The organism is Pantoea sp. GD03673 (assembly GCF_029844725.1).
GTDB lineage: Bacteria > Pseudomonadota > Gammaproteobacteria > Enterobacterales > Enterobacteriaceae > Pantoea.
On sequence record NZ_JAOCKJ010000009.1, the window covers coordinates 158,569 to 180,859 of the forward strand.

Here is a 22,291-nt window from a genome sequence, read left to right on the forward strand (position 1 = left end):
ATTACATTCCTGATGTCAGCGTGATGAACAGCGGTAACGATAAAATACACAGAATCGAGCTTAACAGCAGCACGGCTTCAGCATCGGGCGACTGCACGCCAAAGCGGTTGCCGAACACCACGCCGAAGAAACCGGCTGAGAGCGCAATCATCAGGATAGCGGTGATGGCCACTGAACCGTTAAGCCCCAGCGCCAGTACCAGCCCCCAGGCGATAAAGGGCTGAATCAGCAGCTTAGCCACCGTACCGACGCCGACGACGGCGTTGAGTTTCAGCTGGCGTGCAGAGAGGATGACACCCGTCAGGAACAGCGCAGCTGCGGTGGCCGCCAGGCCCAGCGGTTTGATCGCGGCCAGCACCAGATCCGGCATTTTAACGCCCAGCGCTGACAGCACCACACCAATCAACGGTCCCATCACGATAGGTTTTTTTACTGAACGCCACATCAGGATGGGCAGCATGGTCAGCGTCGAACCGTGTTCGGTGCCTGCGGCAAAGGCCTTTTCTCGCTCCAGGATCAGCAGGCACAGGGGGGTTAACAGCACCGATCCACAGGCAATCGACACCGCCACGGAGAGGGAGGTGGCCGCATTTTCACCCAGCACGCTGGCCAGAATCGGCAGGCCCAGCGCGGCGTAGTTAGGCAGCGCGACGGTGAGCGTCAGCACGGCGGCATCCTGCGGTGACTTTTTGAACACGCTGGTAGCAAGAAAATAGACGGTGCCATAGGTTATCCACATTGCACCGGTGATCACCACAATCAGCGGCCATTGCGCCACAATGCCTGGCCACGCGGTCTGAACCGTGGCGCTGAACAGCGCGGCGGGCAGCGCAAAATCCATGACGAAAATATTGAGAAGAGAGACGTCTTTGTTATTGACCATTCCGGCCTTACCGGCCCAGAAACCCAGCAGCATAATGACAAAGATCGGAGCAAGGGCATGAACAATTATATAAATCATAAATCACCTGTATTTAAGAAAGAATTCTTTAAAAAACAGCGATGTTTATAATTCTGAACACGGCCACTGCCCCGGGGCGCAATGTGTAATGCGCCCCGTCAGACCGGTTTCGGCAGGTTTATTTTTTTATTTCATTACCAGGTTGCGCGCATACGTTCGCGAACCAGAGAGGAGCTGTGACGATTGGCTGCGCCCAGGCGATTTTTCAGGCTCGGGTCCTGGCGTGCGTCGCCGATCGCTTTGTGCAGCGCAATTTCGACCATCGCCACATCGGCGTCAGACGGCGCATCAGGGCTGGCGATGTTCAGCAGATCGGAGAGCAGGCCCAGCGTGGCGAAGTTATTCACGTCGTACGCCATCGGTGGAATGGTTGCCGCCAGCTTTTCCAGCGCTTCCACGGAACGCAGCGTAATACGCGCCGCCGAGGCTTTGCCCATGGCATGCACCAGCACGCCCTGATCGTTAAGTGCAATCAGGCGATTAGCCTGGTAGCCGTGAGCCAGGAACGCGCCGGACATCGCTTTGCCGACAATCAGGCCAATCACCGGATGGCCGTCAAGCCGTGCGTTAGCATAGGCTCCCGCCGCGCCCGCCAGCGCCTGATGAATGCCAAACGCCTCTTCACGGCGGCCATAGGCCTGACTCGGCACATCGATTACCGCCACAATCGGGCGTTTCACGGCGCTGTTTTTGTCTTCTTCCCGCGTTTCATTGACCACTTTTGCCAGCGTCCAGCCTTCCAGCAGACCGACTTCCCCCTGCGCGGCGCGCGGGTAGTGGTTTTGCGGGTCGGGTACAACGGCGATAAAGCGGACGTTTTCGCCATTAAGCTGGCCGTCAGCCACCTGAACAGAGGCACACAGGCCGCTAAGACGTTGTGCGTGGGGTGCGAGTTTTTCCAGCCAGGTTGCACCGCGGCTGCTTGTCTGAGTCATTCTTTCTCCTCCCGGGCAAAAAGCTGTTTAATCTGCGCGGTATCAGCCTGCTGGCGGGTATCGAACTGCGACAGACGCGACAGGAAATCGGCATAGTTATCGCTGCGGTTCTGTGCCGGAACACCTCTGGCAATGAACGCATGCATCGTGGTTTTCACCGCGTTGATGCCGTCATTCACCAGCGCATCGACCAGGCCGCTGGCGTAGCGGATTTCGCCGCCGGTCATGCTCCAGATAAACGGGCGATCGCGCGAGTCATACTCTTCAATCCCCGCTTCCTGCTCAATCACCTGCGGACCGTTCAGCCCCAGACGGGCTTCACGCGTCACAATCAGGTAGCTGCACAGCGCAGCGGCGATAGACATCCCGCCGAAGCAGCCAACGGTGCCGCTGACGATACCGATGACCGGGGTGTAGCGACGCAAATCGACAATCGCCGCATGAATATCCGCAATCGCTGCCAGGCCCAGATTCGCTTCCTGTAACCGCACGCCACCGGTTTCCAGGCAGAGCACCGCCTGGGTCGGGATACCGTTGCGATTATCTTCGGCTGCCAGTTCCAGCGCTGCCGCCATTTTTGCGCCGGAGACTTCGCCCATGCTGCCCCCCTGGAAAGTGCCTTCGATGGCAATCACCACGGCGGACTGGCCGTTCAGCGTGCCGCGAGCCACCACCATGCCGTCATCTGACTGGGGCACCACGCCCTGCGGAGCCAGCCAGGGGGACATGATGCCTTCAAAGGGATCGAGCAGTTCGCGGTAGCTGCCTGCATCCAGCAGCGCATGGGCGCGTTCACGGGCCCGCAGTTCAATAAAACTGGCATCGTTACGCATGGCTCACCTCTTCAAAAACCTGTTCAATACGGATACGCGCGACGCCGGGTGTCGCGCCGAAATCGTGGATAATCAGCTCTCCGGCGGGCAGGCCGTTAATTAAGTTCAGGCGGTCAAACAGCGCCTTCCAGCGTGCGTCGCTGTTATCCAGTGAAGTGGTGATAGCAATGTTCAGTGTCTGGCCTTCCGTTGCGGTATACAGCACTTCCATATCACCGGAACCAACGACCCCGGCCAGCGCTCTGCCATTAAGCAGGCGGTTAGCAGGAAAAGATAATGTGATGTGTTCCATAATGGCCTCTAAAAATAAGAATGTTCAGGCGAACAGACCCGATCAATAAACAGCGTCGCGGCCAGCAAATCGGCGGCCCCGCCAGGCGAAGCATTGAGTGCCAGCATGCGCCGGTCGAGCTGTGCCAGCGCCACCCGACCTGCGGCGGTGCGGCAGCCACCCACCCACAGCACGGTGCGGGCACCCTGCTGCATGGCGTTCAGTCCGGTCATACCCGCACGTGACAGCACACAGGTATCGCTGAGCGAGGTCATGATCGCCATCAGTGCATCAAGGCGGGCTTCATCTTCACTGGCTCCCACCGCCCGGCTGGTCAGCAGCTGCGGCAGCGCCAGCTTCATCACGTGAGGAAACGCCTGTTGCGCCTCTTCGCGTGCGCCGGGCACCTGATAGCGGTGCGTCGCTTTTAACCCTTTGCTGAACAGTTTTGGCGCAGCCCGGTCGGGCAGGCTGGCGAGGGCGGCGGCTGTGCGGGTCAGCTGGTCGGCACTGGTCGCGCCGCCGTGCATGGCTGCGGCACTCACCAGCAGTCCCAGCGCCCAGATCGCCCCCCGGTGGGTGTTTACGCCGCCGGTTGCCGCCATCATCTGCTGTTCACCGTCACGGCCCAGGCGGCCGACCGTTTCGCGCAGGGCGATATCGGCGGGACGCAGCCAGCTGTGACGGGCCAGCGCCAGAAAGGCTGGCATCAGGCTGTGCGCGGAATGCTCCATCAGCGCCAGTGTCAAATCCTGATGCGCACCGTTTCCCCGACGGTCGACCAGACCCGGCTTAGGGCTCAGGCGTGCTTCATCAATCAGACAATCCCGCGCCATCGTCGCCAGCTGGCTGGCCTGCGCCTCGGCGTGCGTCGGTGACAGGTGTTTCATTTACCAGCTCCGGAATTTAGCAGGGGGGTTATACAGGCCACCTGACCATTCAACCAGGTCAGCAACGCTGCCCGCCGCCAGCAGAGAACGTGTGGCGTCAGAACGGCGAATGCCCATATCTTCCGGGTAAACCACTTTGCCGCTTTTACGCAGGGCCGCGACGCGTGCCGCATCCACACCCAGACCGATATCGGTAATGCCCGCTACCGCGGCGACCATAGCGCGACGCTCTTCAAGGCTTTCTGCACGATAGAGATAGGCGATACCTTCCTCTGTCAGCACATGGGTCACGTCATCGCCGTAGATCATCACCGGAGCCAGCGGCATACCGGAGGATTTCGCGACCTCAACGGCATCAAGGGTTTCAACGAAGGTCGGTTTTGCGCCTGCCTGGAAGGTTTCGACCATCTGCACCACCAGCTTTTTACCGCGCTGCATCGGGTCTGGCTCGGTGATCATGTTCAGCCAGGCGGGCGTTGCGTGACGACGGCCATGAGGATCGTGGCCCATGTTCGGCGCGCCGCCGAAGCCGGAAAGACGACCCCGGGTGACGGTAGAGGAGTTTGCCAGACCATCAACCTGCAGGGTTGCGCCGATAAACATATCCACTGCGTACTGCCCCGCCAGCTGACAGAAGGCGCGGTTAGAGCGCATTGAGCCGTCACTGCCGGTAAAGAAGATGTCGGGACGGGCGCGGATATACTCCTCCATCCCCAGCTCGCCGCCGAAGCAGTGCACGCTCTCGACCCAGCCGCTCTCAATCGCCGGGATGAGCGTCGGGTGCGGGTTCAGCGTCCAGTGTTTACAGATTTTGCCTTTCAGGCCGAGCTGTTCGCCGTACGTTGGCAGCAGCAGTTCAATTGCGGCAGTGTTAAAGCCGATACCGTGGTTGAGTGACTGCACCTGATGTTCGGCGTAGATGCCTTTAATCGCCATCATCGCCATCAGGATATGTTCCTGCTTAATCAGGCGCGGATCGCGGGTAAACAGCGGTTCGATAAAGAACGGTTTGTCAGCGACGACAACGTAGTCGATCCAGGAGCCCGGAATATCAACGCGTGGCAGGTCGGTTTCGTCATCGACCAGTTCATTGACCTGGGCTATCACGATACCGTCACGAAACGCGGCGGCTTCCACCAGCGCCGGGGTATCTTCAGTACCCGGACCGGTATAGAGATTGCCTTTGCGATCGGCTTTGTATCCGGCAACCAGCGCCACATTCGGGCTAAGGTCAACATAGAGGCGGGAATAGAGTTCGATATAGGTGTGGATAGCCCCGATTTCCAGCTGGCCATCCTGTAACAGCTGAGACATGCGCAGACTTTGCGGACCGGAAAAAGAGAAGTCGAGTTTGCGGGCGATGCCTTTTTCAAAAATATCGAGATGCTCACTGCGGCCGACGCTGGGCATGATCATATGCAGGTCGTGAATCTTTGCCGGGTCCACCTCCGCCAGGGTGCGGGATAAGAAGTCAGCCTGTTTCTGGTTATTCCCTTCAAGCACCACGCGGTCGCCCGGCGCAATCAATGTTTCCAGTGCTTCTGTGGCTCGTTCTGAAGGAATGACTTTGCCATCAAGGGAGAAGGAAGCGATACGACGCGCTTTCTCAGTGCGGCGTGTGTTCCACTCCCGTGCAGGCGTCTGGCCTGTGTTCATTTCAACCTCCTGATTAGGATCGCTGTTGCTTCGTTTACGCTGAGGGAAGTCTGGGCTTTCGTAATGCATCGTTCAATTAAGCAAAAAAACGGAACGTTAGATTTAAGGTAACGATAGAGAAAGTGAGGACAGATAAGCGAAGGGTTGAGTTTAAGCAGAGAGAGATGAAGTAAAAGTTACAGCGGTGAATATTGCTGGTCGCCAGTAATTATCAACAAAAATAATCAGCCGTGCTTAATATTCAGCTAGCGATTAGCCTGGGCGTGAGGATACCGGGGGCTAGAGGGTTATCCGGCAAGCAGGCCAAAAAAAAGCAGGCCGAAGCCTGCTTACTGCATTTTTACTGCCGGTATCAGGATGCCAGTGCCGGTATCAGGATGCCAGCGACAGGACCGGTTTCGCTTTCGCGGCCAGCCATTCGGCCACCCGAGCCTGCTGCGCTTGAGTCAGCCACATGCCCTGTTTGGTACGACGCCAGATAGCATCGTCCAGCTCACGCACCCACTCATGCTGCACCAGGTAGCGCAGTTCCGCTTCATAGAACTCGTGTCCGAAGTTCTCACCCAGATCGTCCAGGCTTTTCGCGCCAGCCAGCAGGGTTTCCGTGTTGCTGCCGTAGGTGCGCGAGAAGTGGCGCGCCATGTTTTCACTGATGAACGGATAACGACGACGCAGGCTGGCCGCGTAATCATCGCTGGTGCCGGAGATATTTCCGCCCGGCAGCACGCAGTTCTTCGTCCAGGCCGGACCGGCGTTCGGGTAGTACTTCGCCAGTTTCTCCAGCGCATGTTCAGCCAGCTTGCGATAGGTGGTCAGCTTGCCGCCAAACACAGAAAGCAGCGGAGCCTGACCGTTATCGTCGCGCACGTCCAGGGTGTAATCACGGGTAATCGCCTGCGGTGAATCAGACTCGTCATCACACAGCGGACGGACACCGGAATATGACCAGACGATGTCGTCTGCGGTCAGCTGCTTTTTAAAGTGTCCGTTGAACACGTTCAGCAGATACTCGGTTTCGCTGTCATCGATATGGACGCTTTTCGGATCGCCTTTGTACTCCACGTCGGTGGTGCCGATGATAGAGAACTCATCCATCCACGGGATAACAAACACGATGCGGTTATCTTCGTTCTGCAGGATGTAAGCCTGCTTCTCGGTGTGAACACGTGGCACCACGATGTGACTGCCTTTGATCAGGCGAATACCGTAAGGCGATTTCAGCTTCAGGCTGTCATCGAACAGCTGCTTAACCCACGGGCCCGCCGCGTTGACCAGACCTTTTGCCTGCCAGGTAAAGGTTTTACCGCTGTCGACATCTTCCGCTTCGACCTTCCACAAGCCACCTTCGCGCCATGCGCGGGTCACACGGGTGCGGGTGCGCACTTCGCCGCCGCGCTTCACCACTTCCTGCGCATTCAGAACCACCATGCGGGCGTCATCGACCCAGCAGTCTGAATATTCGAATCCGCGCGTAATTTCCGGCTTCAGGGCCGAATCTGCGCCAAACCGCAGGCTTTTGCTGCCCGGCAGACTGGTACGCTTGCCAAGATGGTCATACATAAACAAGCCGGTGCGGATCATCCACGCCGGACGCAGATGTGGACGGTGCGGCAGACGGAAGCGCATCGGGAACGCCAGATGCGGTGCCATTTTCAGCAGAACTTCGCGCTCGGCCAGTGCTTCACTGACCAGGCGAAATTCGTAATGTTCAAGGTAGCGCAAGCCGCCGTGAATCAGTTTTGAACTGGCCGAGGAGGTCGCGCAAGCCAGATCCCGCGCCTCCAGCATTAACACCGACAGTCCGCGTCCTGCAGCGTCTGCTGCAATGCCGGCACCGTTGATGCCGCCGCCGATCACGATCAGGTCTTTGGTTTCCACGTCATCTCCTCCGATGTTCGGAATAGTTCACTTATGTTCGTTTTCGAGCATAATCATAATCGCAAACCAACATTGACGCCAGCTTTTAACCGGGTAAAAACATTTTTGCGTGATATAGCTAACATTCTGCCCACCAAAAAAATAGAAAGCCGTAACGATTGTCAGGTTATCGGCGTGGATTCTCGGGTTACACTACGCGCTATTGTGACGATGTTGAGAGATCCCATGGAAACGTTCGAATGTATTGATGTGCAGCAGGCGCAGGCGCAGCTGGCGCAGGGTGCGCTGCTGGTGGATATCCGCGATCCGCAAAGTTATGCACTGGGTCATGCGGCAGGCGCGCTGCATCTGACCAACGCTAACCTCAGCGATTTTGTCAGTGGCGCTGACCACAGCCTGCCGGTGCTGGTGATGTGCTATCACGGCAACAGCAGCAAAAGCGCGGCACACTATCTGCTGGGCCAGGGCTTCAGCGCGGCGTACAGCATTGATGGCGGTTTTGACGCCTGGCGTGCTGCTTTCCCCCAGCAGGTTGCCACTGGCAGTGAATAACCTGCCGCCCGTCACATGGAGAGTTACTGATGCGCATTACCCAGTTTAATCAGCCACGCATGGCGCAGGCGTTTGTGGACTACATGGCGACGCAGGGCATTTCACTGCGCATCGAGCATGAGAATCACTACGTCATCATGCTGGATGATGAGAGCAAAATCTCAGTGGTCGAAAACGAACTTCAGCAGTTTTTGCACGACCCTAACCATCCGCGCTATCAGGCTGCCAGCTGGCACAGCGGCAAGACCGACAGCGGGCTGCGCTATGAGCGCAGCAATATCTGGGCGAACATCCGCGAGCGTGCCGGTCCGCTGACCATGACCCTGATGGTGCTCTGTATCGCCGTGTTCATTCTGATGCAGGTAATGGGCGATCAGACCGTGATGGCCTGGCTCTCCTGGCCGGATGCCGACCAGCATTTTCAGGTCTGGCGCTGGTTCAGCCATGCGCTGCTGCACTTTTCACTGCTGCACATCCTGTTTAATCTGATGTGGTGGTGGTATCTCGGCGGTGCGGTTGAGAAGCGGCTGGGCAGCGGCAAGCTCTTTGTGATTATGCTGATTTCGGCCCTGCTCAGCGGCTGGCTGCAGGCGAAGTTCAGCGGCATCTGGTTTGGTGGTCTGTCGGGCGTGGTGTATGCGCTGATGGGTTACTGCTGGCTGCGGGGCGAGCGCGATCCTGACAGCGGCGTCTATCTTGAAAGGGGTTTGATCGGTTTTGCGCTGGTCTGGCTGGTCATTGGCTGGTTCGGCGTCTTTGGTCTGGCCATTGCCAACGCGGCACACGTCGCCGGTCTGGTGGTCGGGCTGGCGATGGCGCTGGTGGATACGCGTAACGTCACACGTCGTTAGACAGGATATAAGCGGGTTAACAGGAGAGGAACGTGAAGCAGACGCAACGTCATGATGCGATTATCGATTTAGTCCGTCGTCAGGGATATGTCAGTACTGAGGAGCTGGTGGATCACTTTGAGGTCAGCCCGCAAACCATTCGTCGCGATCTCAACGATCTGGCCGATCAGAATAAAATTCAGCGTCACCACGGCGGCGCGGCGCTTCCTTCCAGCTCTGAGAATACCGCCTGGCACGATCGTAAAATGATGTGGTCAGCGGAAAAAGCGCGGATTGCCCAGCGCGTTGCCAGCCAGATCCCGGATGGGGCCACACTGTTTATCGACATCGGCACCACGCCGGAAGCGGTGGCCCATGCGCTGCTTAACCACAGCGATTTACGCGTGGTCACCAATAACCTTAACGTGGCGATGCTGCTGATGGGCAAACCCGATTTCCGCGTCATTATGGCGGGCGGTGAAGTACGGACCCGCGATGGCGCGGTGATGGGGGAAGCAACGCTCGACTTCATTTCCCAGTTCCGCCTTGATTACGGCATCCTGGGGATCAGCGGCATCGACATGGATGGTTCGCTGCTGGAGTTTGACTACCACGAAGTCCGCACCAAGCGCGCCATCATTGAAAATTCACGCTGCGTGATGCTGGTGGTGGATCACTCGAAGTTTGGCCGTAACGCCATGGTTAACCTTGGCAACATGAGTCTGCTGGACTATCTCTACACCGACAAAATGCCGCCCGCCAGCGTCATGAAAGTGATTGAGCAGCATGAGGTTCACCTCGAGCTCTGCTGATTCCTGACACGCCAGCCGCCCGGCTGGCGTTTTTGTTTGATTGCTGTCGCTTTTTTCCTCACTCCCGTCTTTACTTAACGGTTGCTGGCATCCGGTTGCCAGTCCGTGCGCTTGCCATTTTTGCTTCACCTCATTGCGTAACAGAAGGGAGTGATATGCCGCAGCAAAAATTTAATAAAGCCCGCTTTAATGCCGCCCTGACCCGCCAGTGGCAACAGTTAAGTCTCCGCTCTGCTCAGCAGATGACCCCGCACCAGGCGTGGCAGGCGGTCAGCGCGGCGCTGGCGGAACTGCTGGCTGCGCAACCGGCACCGCGCCCGGCTGCACAGCAGCGTCACGTCAACTACCTGTCGATGGAGTTTCTGATAGGTCGTCTGACCGGCAACAATCTGCTGAATCTTGGCTGGTATGACGAGGTCAGCGCGGCGCTGGCTGAGCAGCAACTCGATTTAACTGAACTGCTGGAGCAGGAGGTCGACCCGGCGCTGGGCAACGGCGGGCTGGGACGACTGGCCGCCTGCTACCTGGATTCGATGGCAACGGTAGGGCAGTCTGCTACCGGCCACGGACTGAATTATCAGTACGGCCTGTTCCGCCAGTCTTTTAGCGAGGGGAAACAGATTGAAGCGCCCGATGACTGGCAGCGTGAGCGCTATCCCTGGTTCCGGCACAACGCGGCGCTGGGTGTCACGGTCGCGATGGGGGGACGGGTCGAAAAGGATGAAAACGGCGGGGTACGCTGGCTGCCCGATTTTACGCTGCGCGGTGAGGCCTGGGATTTACCCGTCACCGGCTACCGCAATGGCGTGACGCTGCCGCTGCGTCTGTGGCAGGCCGTGAGTGCGCATCCGTTTGATCTGACCGCGTTTAACGATGGCCACTTTCTGCAGGCGGAGCAGCCGGGTATTGAGGCGGCAAAGCTGACCAAAGTGCTCTATCCCAATGACAATCATCAGGCGGGCAAGCGGCTGCGTCTGATGCAGCAATATTTTCAGTGCGCCTGTGCGGTGGCAGATATCCTGCGCCGTCACCATCTGGCGGGGCGCAGCATTCACAGTCTGCCGGACTTTGAAGTGATACAGCTCAATGATACCCATCCGACCATTGCCATCCCGGAGATGCTGCGCCTGCTGCTGGATGAGCATCAGCTGAGCTGGGATGAGGCATGGCAGATCACCAGCCGGTTGTTTGCCTACACCAACCACACGCTGATGCCGGAGGCGCTGGAGCGCTGGGATGAGAAACTGATGCGCAGTCTGCTGCCGCGCCACATGCTGATCATCAAAGAGATTAATCAGCGACTGAAAAAGCGGGTGAAGCAGCGCTGGCCGGATGACAAAGCGATGTGGCACAAGCTGGCGGTGGTGGCTGACGGTCAGGTGCGGATGGCCAATCTTTGCGTCGTCAGCGGCTTTGCGGTCAACGGCGTGGCGGCGCTGCACTCCCGTCTGGTGGTCAGCGATCTCTTCCCGGAATATCACCAGCTCTGGCCGCAAAAATTCCATAACGTCACCAACGGCATTACGCCGCGTCGCTGGCTGAAGCAGTGTAATCCGGCGCTGGCTGCGCTGATTGATGAGACGCTAAAAACCGAGTGGGCCAGTAACCTTGAGGCGTTAGCCGGACTGGAGGCGTATGCCGACGATCAGGCGTTTCGTCAGCGCTATCGCAGCATTAAGCAGCAGAACAAAACGCAGCTCACGGCGTATATCGCCCGGCACACCGGCATCATCGTGAACCCGGCGGCCCTGTTCGATGTGCAGATCAAGCGACTGCATGAGTACAAGCGCCAGCACCTCAGTCTGCTGCATATCCTTTACTGCTATCAGACGCTCTGTAATAACCCGGAGGATGTCACCTTTACGCCACGGGTGTTCCTGTTCGGGGCCAAAGCCGCGCCGGGTTACTACCTGGCGAAAAACATTATCTACGCCATTAACAAAGTGGCCGAGGTGGTGAACAACGACCCACGCGTCGGTGACCGACTCAAAGTGGTGTTTATCCCCGACTACCGTATCACCGTGGCCGAGCAGATGATCCCGGCGGCCGATCTTTCAGAGCAGATCTCTACCGCCGGTTATGAGGCCTCCGGCACTGGCAACATGAAGCTGGCGCTGAACGGTGCGCTGACCATCGGCACGCTGGATGGTGCCAACGTCGAAATTGCCGAACAGGTGGGCGAGGAAAACATCTTTATCTTCGGACACACCGTGGATGAGGTGAAGGCGCTCAAAGCGAAAGGCTACAACCCGAAAAAGGTGCGTAAGCAGAACAAGCCGCTGGACGATTTACTGAAATCGCTGGAGAAGGGCAAATTCAGCGACGGGGATAAGCACGCCTTTGACCTGATGCTGGAGAGCCTGACGAAACAGGGCGATCCCTGGCTGGTGCTGGCCGATTTCCAGGCCTATATCGAGGCGCAGCAACGGGTGGAAGCGCTATGGCGTGACCCGGAGGGCTGGACCCGCGCCGCCATCCTCAATACGGCACGAACCGGCATGTTCAGTTCGGACCGTTCAATTCGTGACTATCAGCAACGTATCTGGCAGGCACCGCGCTAAGGAGCAGCAATGAAGCAAGATTCACTCGATCAGGCCGCCCGTGCCGCAGGCATTTCACTGGATTACGTCAACGTTAACGGCAGGAAAGAGGCCGTCAGCGATGAGACCAAACGTGCGCTGCTGGCGGTAATGGGCGATCCGCAAAAGGCCAAAAAATCTCCGCTGCCGCCGGTCGCGGTGTTCAGCGGCAGCCGCAAGCGCCAGCTCACGCCACAGGGCAGCGGCGTTTACAACTGGCAACTGCAGACGGAGAAGGGCAAACAGCACAGCGGTGAGTTAACCGCCGGTGAGCCTTTTACGCTGCCGGGACCCCTGACGCAGGGGTATCACCAGCTGACGCTCAGCAAGGGGAAGAAAAGCTGGCAGACGCAGATTATCGTCGCGCCGCGTCGCTGCTATCTGCCCCCGGCGCTGGAGGCGGGTGAAAAACGCTGGGGTGCGCTGGTTCAGCTTTACACCGTGCGCTCTGAACAGAACTGGGGCATCGGCGACTTCGGCGATCTCGATCAGCTGCTGGTGCAGCTGGCTAAGCGCGGCGGCGATTTCGTCGGGCTGAATCCGCTGCATGCGCTCTATCCCGCCAGCCCGGGGTTTGCCAGCCCGTACAGTCCGTCGTCGCGTCGCTGGCTGAACGTAATTTATATCGATGTCAGTCAGGTGGCCGATTTTCAGCAAAGCGCGGCGGCGCAGAAATGGTGGAAGAGCGCGAAAACCCAAAAGGCGCTGGCTAAAGCGCGTGAGGCGGAGCACGTCAATTACGAAGCCGTGATGGCGCTGAAGCTCGCGGCGCTGCGCCACGCCTGGACACACTTTCAGGCGCGTGACAGTCAGAGCGGGGAGCATCAATCCTGGGCTGAGTTTGTGCGTGAAGGCGGTGACAGCCTGCGTTATCAGGCTGCCTACGACGGCATACAGCAGGAGCGTCAGGCAGATACGTCGCAGCAGGGCGGCTGGCCTGCGTGGCCGGAGGCGTGGCGCAACAGCCAGTTGCCGGCGGTGCAGGAGTGGTGTGAACAGCATGAAGAGGAGATCGCCTTCTGGCAGTGGCTGCAATGGCTGGCGCAGCAGCAGTTTTCTGACTGCTGGAAGCACAGTCAGGCACTGGGCATGAGCGTGGGTCTCTACCGTGACCTGGCGGTGGGCGTGGCGGAAGGCAGCGCGGAAACCTGGCACGACCCGGAGCTTTATCGCCTCAAAGCCTCGGTGGGTGCGCCACCTGACCGTCTGGGGCCGCTGGGACAAAACTGGGGTTTACCGCCGATGGATCCCCATGTGATGCAGGCGCGCGCCTATCAGCCCTTTATCGACATGCTGCGGGCTAACATGCGTGACTGCGGCGCGTTGCGTATCGACCATGTGATGTCGCTGCTGCGTCTGTGGTGGGTGCCAGCCGGAGAGACGGCGGATAAAGGGGCTTATGTGGCTTATCCGGTCAATGATCTGCTGGCTATCCTTGCGCTGGAGAGCCACCGGCTACGTTGTATGGTGATTGGCGAAGACCTTGGGACCGTGCCTGAGGAGATCGTCAGCCTGCTGCGCAAAAGTGGCGTCTTTTCATGGAAGGTACTCTGGTTCGAGCAGGAGAAAGATGAACGCTATCGCGCACCGCAGGACTATCCGCGTCAGTCTATTGCCAGCGCCAGTACCCATGATCTGCCCACGCTGACCGGCTTCTGGGAGCAGGGCGACCTGGAACTGGGGGAGAAGCTTGGTCTTTATCCGGGCGATGCGGTGAAAGCGTTACATCAGCAGCGCGCCGCACAGAAGCAGGCGCTGCTGGATGCGCTGCATCAGGCGGGTGCCTTACCGGCACGCAGCCAGAAAAAGGCAGATAAGCTGGCCATGACGCCTGCGCTGAACCGGGCGATACATCGCTTCCTGGCCGATACTGACAGTGCGCTGCTTGGCTTGCAGCCCGAAGACTGGCTGGGAATGACTACGCCGGTGAACGTGCCGGGCACGGTGGATCAGTATCCTAACTGGCGGCGCAAGCTGAGCAAAACGCTGGAGGCGATCTTTGCCGATAAGGAAGTGAATGCGCTGCTCAGGGTGGTTAGCCAGCAGCGTCCATCAGGACAGAAAGAGAAGTAAGCAGGGCGCGGCAGCGGGGCTGCCGCGCTTTATCATCAGTAGAACGAGTGTTCGCCGCGCTGATGTTCGGTAATATCCCGCACGCCTTTCAGTTCCGGGAAGGCGGCCAGCAGCTCTTTCTCAATGCCATCTTTCAGGGTCACATCGATCATCGAACAGCCGTTACAGCCGCCGCCAAACTGCAGAATGGCGTAGCCGTCATCGGTGATCTCCATCAGCGAAACGCGACCACCGTGGCCCGCCAGCTGTGGGTTGATTTGCGCCTGCAGCAGGTACTCCACGCGCTCAACCATCGGCGCATCATCAGAGACTTTACGCATTTTGGCATTCGGCGCTTTCAGCGTCAGCTGTGAGCCGAGATTGTCGGTCACGAAGTCGATTTCCGCATCTTCCAGATACGGCTTGCTCAGCTCATCAACGTAGGCAGAGAGCTTTTCGAACTTCAGTTCAGTGTCGGTGGCTTCAACCGCATCGGGCGGACAGTAAGAGACGCCACATTCTGCGGTTGGCGTACCCGGGTTAATCACGAATACGCGAATCTGGGTGCCATCTTCTTGTTTGGATAGCAGTTTAGAAAAATGTTCCTGGGCAGAGTCAGTAATTCGGATCATGTCGATTGCTCAATAGTTGACTAATTTAGTTGGTTATAATACGCCCATCAATGACGCTCTACAAGGTACGGCACAGGCACCAGACCTGCACGCTGGCCGCGCCCTGCGCCAGTAACAGACGGCTGATTTCATCTACGGTACTGCCGGTAGTAATGACGTCATCCAGCAGGGCAATATGGCGTCCCTGCACCGCCATTTCAAGGCGGAAAGCACCGCGTAAATTGGTGCAGCGCTGGCGGGCGCTGAGTTGATGCTGTAATGCGCCCCTTCGCTGGCGCGAAAGCCCTTCACGCCATTCACATCCCAGCCAGTGCGCCAGCGGTGCAGCCAGCAGGACCGTCTGATTAAAGCCGCGTTGCCAGCGTCGTCGCCGATGCAGCGGAACCGGCAGCAGCAAATCGGGACGGGGCGCACTGCCACGCCGGTAAGCCTTCTGCCAGCTTAGCAAAAGCAGCCGCGCCAGCATCACCCTGAGTGCGGTTATGTGAGAAAACTTAAGCTGGTTAACCCACTGGCTGAACGGCGGGCAATAGTCATTAACGCAGACCAGCGCCTGCCAGGCGGGTGGCTTAAGCTGGCAGCGGCCACAGGCGACCTTCACAGAGCCTGCGGGTAATCCGCAGCGCGGACAGAGCAACGGTAACGGCGGCAATCCGCGCAGACAGTGGCTGCAGATGCCGTGCCGGGCGATGCGTAATGGCATCCGGCATAGCCAACACAGGGCGGGCATTGTTAGCATAGCGACCTCCTTATCATTTTCGGGATAGTAACTGATGACGTCGCTCTACTGGCACACCTGCGGAGAAGGAAAACGCGATCTTGTGCTGCTGCACGGATGGGGACTGAACGCCGAAGTCTGGCAAAGCATTATTCCGCGACTCAGCACGCACTATCGCCTGCATCTGGTCGATCTGCCCGGTTATGGCCGCAGCCAGCATTTCGGCGCGCTGACGCTGGAGCAGATGGCTGAGCAGGTGCTGCCTGCGCTGCCTCCGCAGGCCATTGTGATGGGCTGGTCGCTGGGCGGGCTGGTGGCAACGCAGCTGGCGCTGACCGCCCCAGACAAGCTGGGCGCACTGATCACCGTGGCTTCGTCACCCTGTTTCACCGCCACAGATCGCTGGCTCGGCATTAAACCGGAGACGCTGCAGAACTTTCAGCAGATGCTCAGCAACGATTTCCAGCGCACGGTGGAGCGCTTTCTGGCGTTGCAGACGCTGGGGACTGAAACGGCTCGCGCTGATGCACGGCAGCTGAAAGAGGTGGTGCTGTCACAACCGATGCCGGAAGTGGCGGTCCTGGATGGCGGTCTGGAGATTCTGCGTCAGGTCGATCTGCGCGCTGCATTACCGGATATTACCCTGCCGTTCCTGCGGCTGTACGGGGCATTAGATGGACTGGTGCCGCGCCGGATAGCCGCTGACATTGATGAAATGTTGCCAGATTCGCCGTCGGTGGTTATCGAAAAAGCAGCGCATGCGCCTTTTATTTCCCATCCTGATACCTTTTGTCAGCATGTTGTTAACTTTATCAGTGATTTACCGGGATAATGTTGCTTTACATTGGCAAAATCTCAGACAGCAGCAATACTTCTCTCTGTGAGCGAGGCCGCTGCAATTTTATGTGATTAGTCACGGAAAGGACTATGCCGTTCCATACTGCCTTGCGCGTTTAGCGGCTGCTTACATCTCACAATGGATCATGAATGAGGGTAAACATAATGAAGATTTTTAAATGGGTTGTGGCTTCAATGATGATGGGCGCGATTTCATTTTCTGCGATGGCAGCGAAAGAAGTCACCAAAGAAGAAGTTAAGACAATGAACCTGCAGAAGATTGGCACCGTGAATACCACCGCGGAAACCACCTCGCCAATGGATGCCAAAAAAGTGCTGTCTCAGCTCGCTGACGAAAAAGGCGGTAAATATTACCTGGTGATCGCCGGTCGCGAACACGGTAAGTTCAGCGCCACCGCTGAAGTCTACAAGTAATTAACGTAGCCACATGAACTGCCAGGCATCCAGCTTAACCGGCTGGGTGCCATCAATTTTCTCTCCGCTCACCACATCCTGTAACGTATGCGCCACCGGCAGCTGCGTCTCCACTGACCGTCCACTGAGATTAAACACGCACAGCAGCCCGTCGCCGCTGTCCGCCTGATGACGACGGAGCACCAGCAGGGCGTTTTCACTGTCATAGATCGTCATCGGATTATCGGGATGAAAGGCAGGCTGGCGACGTCGTAACTGAATTAACTGGCCAAGACGGGTGTAGACCTGCTGACGCAGCCAGTCACCGCCTGCCAGCGCCGTCTCAATCTGCTGTAAATCATACTTTTGCCGGTTTATCGCCCGGTTGTGTCCGGCGGCCCGCACGCCATCATAATGATTGCGACCGCCCAGGATGCTCTGGATATAGATGGCTGGCACGCCAGGAAAAACCAGCAGAATCGCATGGGCCAGCAAAAAGCGTTTCAGCCGCGTGGCATCGTCGTCAGCTTCGCTATTTAACGCATCCAGATAGGTAACGTTGATTTCATAGGGGCTGGTGGTGCCGTCCGGGTTGTTTTTATAGGAGACCAGTGCGCCTTCCAGTGCCAGATCGCGCACCAGTGCCACAATCTCCACTTCAGACAAAATGCCGCGCGCCGGATTAAGCCCGATGCCATCGTGTGACGCCAGAAAGTTGAAGAAGGTGGTGTCGTTGCTGCTGAGATCCAGGGTGCTGGCCCACTGTCGCAGCGCGCGCGCCGATCCGGTGTGAAGGGCATGCAGCACCAGCGGCGGCAGCGAAAACTGATAGACCATCTGTGCTTCATCGTGCCCGTTGCCTAGATAGCTGATGTTGTCCTGATGCGGCACGTTGGTCTCGGTGATAATCACCGTGCCTGGCGCGACATGGTTGGCAATGGCACGAAACAGCTTCACCAGCTGATGGGTTTTTTCCAGGTGAATACAGCGCGTGCCGGGCGTTTTCCACATATAGCCGACCGCATCGAGGCGCACATAATCAGCGCCACGTATCAGGTAGTCGAGCAGCACGTTGACCATGCGCAGCAACACCTCAGGATTGGCAAAGTTAAGGTCGATTTGGTCGGCACTGAAGGTGGTCCAGATAAAACGGGTCTCGCCTTCTGCCATCGTAAACGGCGTCAGCAGCGGCGAGGTTCGGGGACGCGTCACGGCGCTGAGATCGGTGGCGGGCGGCATGCTGATAAAGAAATCGTCCCAGCCGGGGTCCTGCGCCAGAAAGTGGCGGAACCAGGCGCTCTGCGACGACATGTGGTTGCAGACGAAATCAAACATCAGCCGGGTTTCCTGATGCAGCCGCGCAATATCCTGCCAGTCGCCGCACACCGGATCGACCTGATGGTAATCAATCACTGAAAAGCCGTCGTCCGACGACCAGGGGAAAAAGGGCAGCAGGTGAACCAGCGGGAAAGTTGATTGCAGATGCTGCTGATAGAAACGGGAAAAAGAACGGAGCGCAGGCTGACCGGCTTCACGAAACTGATCGGCGTAGGTAATCAGTACCACATCCTGCTCATCCCAGTGTGCTTTGCGCGGTAGCTTAATCGCCTTCCGGGCGGTCGCGATGTCGGCCAGCAGGCGCGCCAGCGTCGCGTCGGGAAAGGTGCCAGCATAAATCTTATCAATCAGATCGGTGATCGTTTCCATTGTGAATTGGGTGCCACAGCAGGTGTTGTTTTTATGACAGGCGTCTTTTTAGCGTAGCGCGATGGCGGGGATTTTCAACCGGGGTCGAGGGCGTTAAGAAGGGGCCAGAAGATGGCCCCTGAAAAGCTTAGCGTTTTTTACCGAAGGCTGCGGCCAGCGCATCACCCATCGCGCTGTTACCTGCGGACGCGCTCACCGGACGCGAACGACCTTTCGCGGCGGTCTGGCGTTTATCTTCACGCGGGGCGGCGTTTTTCGCGCCGCCACGGGCATTGCCTTCGCCGGGCTGCTCATCAAGACGCATGGTCAGGGCAATACGTTTGCGCTGGAGATCGACTTCCATCACTTTCACTTTGACGATATCACCCGCTTTCACCACCTGATGCGGGTCTTCCACAAAGCGGTCAGAGAGCGAGGAGATATGGACCAGGCCATCCTGATGTACACCGATATCCACAAACGCACCGAAGTTGGTGACGTTGGTGACGGCACCTTCGAGGATCATGCCTGGCGTCAGATCGTTCAGCGTCTCAACGCCTTCCGCAAACTGTGCGGTTTTAAATTCAGGACGTGGATCGCGGCCTGGCTTCTCCAGCTCTTTCATGATGTCGGTGACGGTCGGCAGACCAAAACGCTCATCGATGAAATCGCGGGCGCTAAGATTACGCAGGCTGCCCGCGTTGCCCATCAGATCGCTGAGGGCCTGTTCGGTGGCCGCCAGAATGCGCTCCACCACCGGGTAGGCTTCCGGGTGAACGGTTGAGGCGTCCAGCGGGTTATCGCCGTGGTTGATGCGCAGGAAGCCCGCACACTGCTCAAAGGCTTTTGGCCCAAGACGGCTGACTTTCAGCAACTGCTGACGGTTCCGGAAGCGGCCATTCTCATCACGCCAGCCGACAATGTTCTGCGCCATCATGCGCGTCAGGCCCGCGACGCGGGTCAGCAGCGGCACCGAGGCGGTATTAAGGTCAACGCCGACGGCGTTTACGCAATCCTCCACCACGGCGTCGAGCTTCTTCGCCAGCTGGCTCTGACTGACGTCATGCTGGTACTGGCCGACACCGATCGATTTCGGGTCAATTTTTACCAGCTCAGCCAGCGGATCCTGCAGACGGCGGGCAATCGACACCGCACCACGCAGCGAAACATCGAGATCCGGGAACTCCAGTGCCGCCAGTTCAGAGGCCGAGTAGACCGATGCACCGGCTTCACTGACAATCACTTTCTGCGCCGTAACCTGCGGGAACTGCTGCTGCAGATCCAGGAAGAAGCGCTCGGTTTCACGGGAAGCGGTGCCGTTGCCAATCGCCACCAGCTCCACCTGATGCTTCATGCAGAGTGCCGCAACCGCGGCTGCGGCTTTGGCAGTCTGGCCGGTGTGCGGATAGACGGTATCGGTCGCCACGACTTTGCCGGTGGCATCGACAACCGCCACTTTCACGCCGGTGCGCAGGCCGGGATCCAGTCCCATGGTGGCACGCATGCCAGCCGGTGCTGCCATCAGCAGGTCGTGCAGGTTGCGGGCAAAGACGTTAATCGCTTCATCTTCTGCACGTTCGCGCACCGTGCCCATCAGTTCGGTTTCCAGATGCAGCATCACCTTAATGCGCCACGTCCAGCTCACGACGGCTTTACGCCAGCTGTCGGCAGGGGCGTTATTCAGGCGCAGATTAAGATGCTCAGCAATCAGGGTTTCGCCGTGGCTTTCACGCGGGGCTTCATCAAACTGCGGATCGGCATTCAGCGAGAGTTGCAGTACGCCTTCGTTGCGGCCACGCAGCATCGCCAGCGCACGGTGCGACGGCACGGTGCTCAGCGCTTCGTGGTGATCAAAGTAGTCACGGAACTTCGCGCCCGCTTCCTCTTTACCTTCCACCACGCGTGACACCAGATGGGCATTTTTCCACAGATAGTTACGCACTTTGGCCAGCAGGGCGGCATCCTCGGCGAAACGCTCCATCAGAATGTAGCGGGCACCATCCAGCGCGGCACGGACGTCGGCGACGCCTTTGTCAGCATCAACATACTGCTCAGCCAGCTGCTCAGGCGTATGAGACGGGTCCTGCCACAGGGTGTCTGCCAGCGGTTCCAGACCCGCTTCGATCGCGATCTGTCCCCGCGTGCGTCGTTTCTGTTTGTAAGGCAGGTAGAGGTCTTCAAGCTCGGTTTTGCTGAGGGTGGTATTGATGGCGCGGGCGAGGTCGTCGGTAAGTTTTCCCTGATCGTCAATCGACTTCAGAATCGACTGGCGTCGCTCGTCAAGTTCACGCAGATAGCTGAGGCGGGTTTCCAGCTGGCGGAGTTGGGTGTCATCCAGCCCGCCGGTTACCTCTTTACGATAGCGTGCGATAAACGGCACGGTATTCCCTTCATCTAACAGGCGAACGGCGGCGTCAACCTGCTCGGCACGCGCCTGTAGCTCACTGGCAATTATCTGGCTCAGAACGTTCATCATCAGGACTGTCTTGCTTTCCGGGTTGAGAAATAGCCGACAGTTATACGGATTGATGGTTAAAATTGCCAGAGACGCGGGCGGCTTTCAGCGATAATCTGAATCGTTATTGCGGGTAGTCAATCGCGTTGACATACCACAGCGCCGGACCCAGCGGCGTCTCGACGGTGGCGGCATCGCCGACCTCTTTTTTCAGCAGCGCCCGCGCCATCGGCGAGTCGATAGAGATGTAATCTTTGCGGCCAAAAATCTCATCGTAGCCCACAATGCGGAAACGTTTGAGGTCGCCGTCCTCGTTTTCAATTTCTACCCAGGCACCAAAGAAGACTTTGCCATCCTGCTGAGGTGAATAATCAACAATACGCAGCTGTTCAAGACTTTTGGTCAGATAGCGTACGCGGCGGTCAATTTCACGCAGCCGTTTTTTGTTGTACTGATAGTCAGCATTTTCACTGCGATCGCCAAGGCTGGCAGCCCAGGTGACTTTTTTCGTCACTTCTGGTCGCTCTTCACGCCACAAATAGTCGAGCTCCGCTTTCAGCTTATCGAAGCCTTCGCGGGTAATAAGTCGGGTTTTCATGCTATACCGGCCAGAGAGATCTCAAGGGCAACAGTGTAAGGCAAACAGGGCGCGGCAAAAAAGAGTCGGGGAAAGGGTTTTTAAAGGCTAAAAACCCACGTTGATTTCCCCGGCGGCGAAAGGGTTGGTGCTCAATAGCAAACTGAAACCCGTTATCTGAAGCGGGTAAAAAGGGTGCCTGATGTTATTTTCCGGCGTGGGTCGCCGTGGTGGTCGACGTGCCGGTGCTGTGACCGTCACCGCCGCCGCCGCCCATGGTAGCCAGCGCAACGCCCAGCACGGCTGCGACTGCACCAACACCGATGGCGTCAGAGTTACCTTTTGCAGTTGTTGTCGCTGCGGCACCGGCTGCTTCACCGGTAGCTGTGGCAGCATAACCTGGGCTAACGCTGCTTAATGCCAGCGCGCTCAGCAGTAAAATTGTTTTTTTCATTGTGTGTAATCCCCGTTGAGACGTCGAATGTCGCCAGAGCAGTCTGGTTGAAAACGGAGAGGGCGAAAAGTTGGCTTTACTGATTGATTTAAAGGACTTTACTTTAAACTGGCCTTGCTGATGACACCCCTGAAACTATTCCGAGAGGAGCGTGAGGTGTAAGAGGGGTTTGCTGGAATATTATGCTGCCGCCTGACTCCTGAGGTAGATTATCTGGAGCTTATCAGCCGTGATGGCTGATCATTAAGTCAAATTATCTGCTAACTCAC

At 57.9% G+C, this 22,291-nt stretch carries 20 protein-coding genes; 7 read left to right on the top strand and 13 right to left on the bottom strand.

What is annotated here, in order from left to right:
- Position 1: 1 nt before the first annotated feature.
- From N5J69_RS18020 to glpD, 7 genes are all read right to left on the bottom strand, one after another.
- Positions 2-961 carry an AEC family transporter gene (locus N5J69_RS18020; RefSeq protein ID WP_279771959.1) on the bottom strand — a complete coding sequence of 320 codons (960 nt, stop codon included), beginning with the start codon at positions 959-961 and terminating at the stop codon, positions 2-4.
- A gap of 134 nt (positions 962-1,095) precedes the next feature.
- Positions 1,096-1,896 carry a biotin-independent malonate decarboxylase subunit gamma gene (mdcE, locus tag N5J69_RS18025; protein WP_279771960.1) on the bottom strand — a complete coding sequence of 267 codons (801 nt, stop codon included), beginning with the start codon at positions 1,894-1,896 and terminating at the stop codon, positions 1,096-1,098.
- Positions 1,893-2,729 (bottom strand): biotin-independent malonate decarboxylase subunit beta, encoded by an 837-nt coding sequence (locus N5J69_RS18030; RefSeq protein ID WP_279771961.1) that lies wholly within the window; start codon positions 2,727-2,729, stop codon positions 1,893-1,895. The genes mdcE and N5J69_RS18030 overlap by 4 nt, the downstream gene beginning before the upstream one ends.
- A complete protein-coding gene (mdcC, locus tag N5J69_RS18035; protein WP_279771962.1) occupies positions 2,722-3,021 on the bottom strand; it encodes a malonate decarboxylase acyl carrier protein in 300 nt (99 codons plus the stop codon). Before mdcC ends, N5J69_RS18030 begins: the two co-directional genes overlap by 8 nt.
- Positions 3,022-3,029: 8 nt before the next feature.
- Positions 3,030-3,890, bottom strand: coding sequence for a triphosphoribosyl-dephospho-CoA synthase (locus N5J69_RS18040; RefSeq protein WP_279771964.1), 861 nt, complete (start codon positions 3,888-3,890; stop codon positions 3,030-3,032).
- Entirely contained in the window at positions 3,891-5,546 is a 1,656-nt protein-coding gene (mdcA, locus tag N5J69_RS18045) for a malonate decarboxylase subunit alpha (protein WP_279771965.1), read from the bottom strand.
- Between the two features lie 372 nt (positions 5,547-5,918).
- On the bottom strand, positions 5,919-7,424 hold the full coding sequence (glpD, locus tag N5J69_RS18050) for a glycerol-3-phosphate dehydrogenase (RefSeq protein WP_279771966.1): 1,506 nt from the start codon (positions 7,422-7,424) through the stop codon (positions 5,919-5,921).
- A gap of 225 nt (positions 7,425-7,649) precedes the next feature.
- On the opposite strand from glpD, the gene glpE reads away from it, so the two are divergent.
- The 5 genes from glpE (at position 7,650) to malQ (ending at position 14,270) form a co-directional block, all read left to right on the top strand.
- Positions 7,650-7,976 (top strand): thiosulfate sulfurtransferase GlpE, encoded by a 327-nt coding sequence (glpE, locus tag N5J69_RS18055; protein WP_279771968.1) that lies wholly within the window; start codon positions 7,650-7,652, stop codon positions 7,974-7,976.
- A gap of 29 nt (positions 7,977-8,005) precedes the next feature.
- Complete coding sequence (gene glpG, locus N5J69_RS18060; RefSeq protein WP_279771969.1) at positions 8,006-8,827, top strand: rhomboid family intramembrane serine protease GlpG; 822 nt, start codon at positions 8,006-8,008, stop codon at positions 8,825-8,827.
- 32 nt (positions 8,828-8,859) lie between these two features.
- A complete protein-coding gene (locus tag N5J69_RS18065) occupies positions 8,860-9,618 on the top strand; it encodes a DeoR/GlpR family transcriptional regulator (protein WP_279771970.1) in 759 nt (252 codons plus the stop codon).
- A 155-nt stretch (positions 9,619-9,773) separates the two neighbouring features.
- Positions 9,774-12,179, top strand: coding sequence for a maltodextrin phosphorylase (gene malP, locus N5J69_RS18070; RefSeq protein ID WP_279771971.1), 2,406 nt, complete (start codon positions 9,774-9,776; stop codon positions 12,177-12,179).
- A 9-nt stretch (positions 12,180-12,188) separates the two neighbouring features.
- Positions 12,189-14,270, top strand: coding sequence for a 4-alpha-glucanotransferase (malQ, locus tag N5J69_RS18075; protein WP_279771972.1), 2,082 nt, complete (start codon positions 12,189-12,191; stop codon positions 14,268-14,270).
- A 35-nt stretch (positions 14,271-14,305) separates the two neighbouring features.
- Here the strand turns inward: malQ and nfuA are convergent, their stop codons facing one another.
- Both nfuA and gntX read right to left on the bottom strand, forming a co-directional pair.
- Positions 14,306-14,881 carry a Fe-S biogenesis protein NfuA gene (nfuA, locus tag N5J69_RS18080; protein WP_009087718.1) on the bottom strand — a complete coding sequence of 192 codons (576 nt, stop codon included), beginning with the start codon at positions 14,879-14,881 and terminating at the stop codon, positions 14,306-14,308.
- A 58-nt stretch (positions 14,882-14,939) separates the two neighbouring features.
- Complete coding sequence (gene gntX, locus N5J69_RS18085; protein WP_279771974.1) at positions 14,940-15,620, bottom strand: DNA utilization protein GntX; 681 nt, start codon at positions 15,618-15,620, stop codon at positions 14,940-14,942.
- A 34-nt stretch (positions 15,621-15,654) separates the two neighbouring features.
- On the opposite strand from gntX, the gene bioH reads away from it, so the two are divergent.
- Together bioH and N5J69_RS18095 are read left to right on the top strand one after the other, a co-directional pair.
- Positions 15,655-16,431: a pimeloyl-ACP methyl ester esterase BioH gene (bioH, locus tag N5J69_RS18090; protein WP_279771976.1), complete on the top strand. Its 777-nt coding sequence runs from the start codon at positions 15,655-15,657 to the stop codon at positions 16,429-16,431.
- Positions 16,432-16,601: 170 nt separating this feature from the next.
- A complete protein-coding gene (locus N5J69_RS18095; protein ID WP_279771977.1) occupies positions 16,602-16,871 on the top strand; it encodes a YdgH/BhsA/McbA-like domain containing protein in 270 nt (89 codons plus the stop codon).
- Here the strand turns inward: N5J69_RS18095 and N5J69_RS18100 are convergent, their stop codons facing one another.
- From N5J69_RS18100 to yjbE, 4 genes are all read right to left on the bottom strand, one after another.
- On the bottom strand, positions 16,872-18,557 hold the full coding sequence (locus N5J69_RS18100; protein WP_279771978.1) for an alpha-amylase family glycosyl hydrolase: 1,686 nt from the start codon (positions 18,555-18,557) through the stop codon (positions 16,872-16,874).
- A gap of 127 nt (positions 18,558-18,684) precedes the next feature.
- Positions 18,685-21,012, bottom strand: a complete 2,328-nt coding sequence (locus N5J69_RS18105) for a Tex family protein (RefSeq protein WP_279771979.1) — start codon at positions 21,010-21,012, stop codon at positions 18,685-18,687.
- Between the two features lie 103 nt (positions 21,013-21,115).
- The gene (gene greB / locus N5J69_RS18110; protein WP_279771980.1) at positions 21,116-21,589 is read right to left on the bottom strand and encodes a transcription elongation factor GreB; all 474 of its coding nucleotides are present in this window, start codon (positions 21,587-21,589) and stop codon (positions 21,116-21,118) included.
- A 184-nt stretch (positions 21,590-21,773) separates the two neighbouring features.
- Positions 21,774-22,022, bottom strand: coding sequence for an exopolysaccharide production protein YjbE (gene yjbE / locus N5J69_RS18115; protein WP_279771981.1), 249 nt, complete (start codon positions 22,020-22,022; stop codon positions 21,774-21,776).
- Between the last annotated feature and the right edge of the window lie 269 nt (positions 22,023-22,291).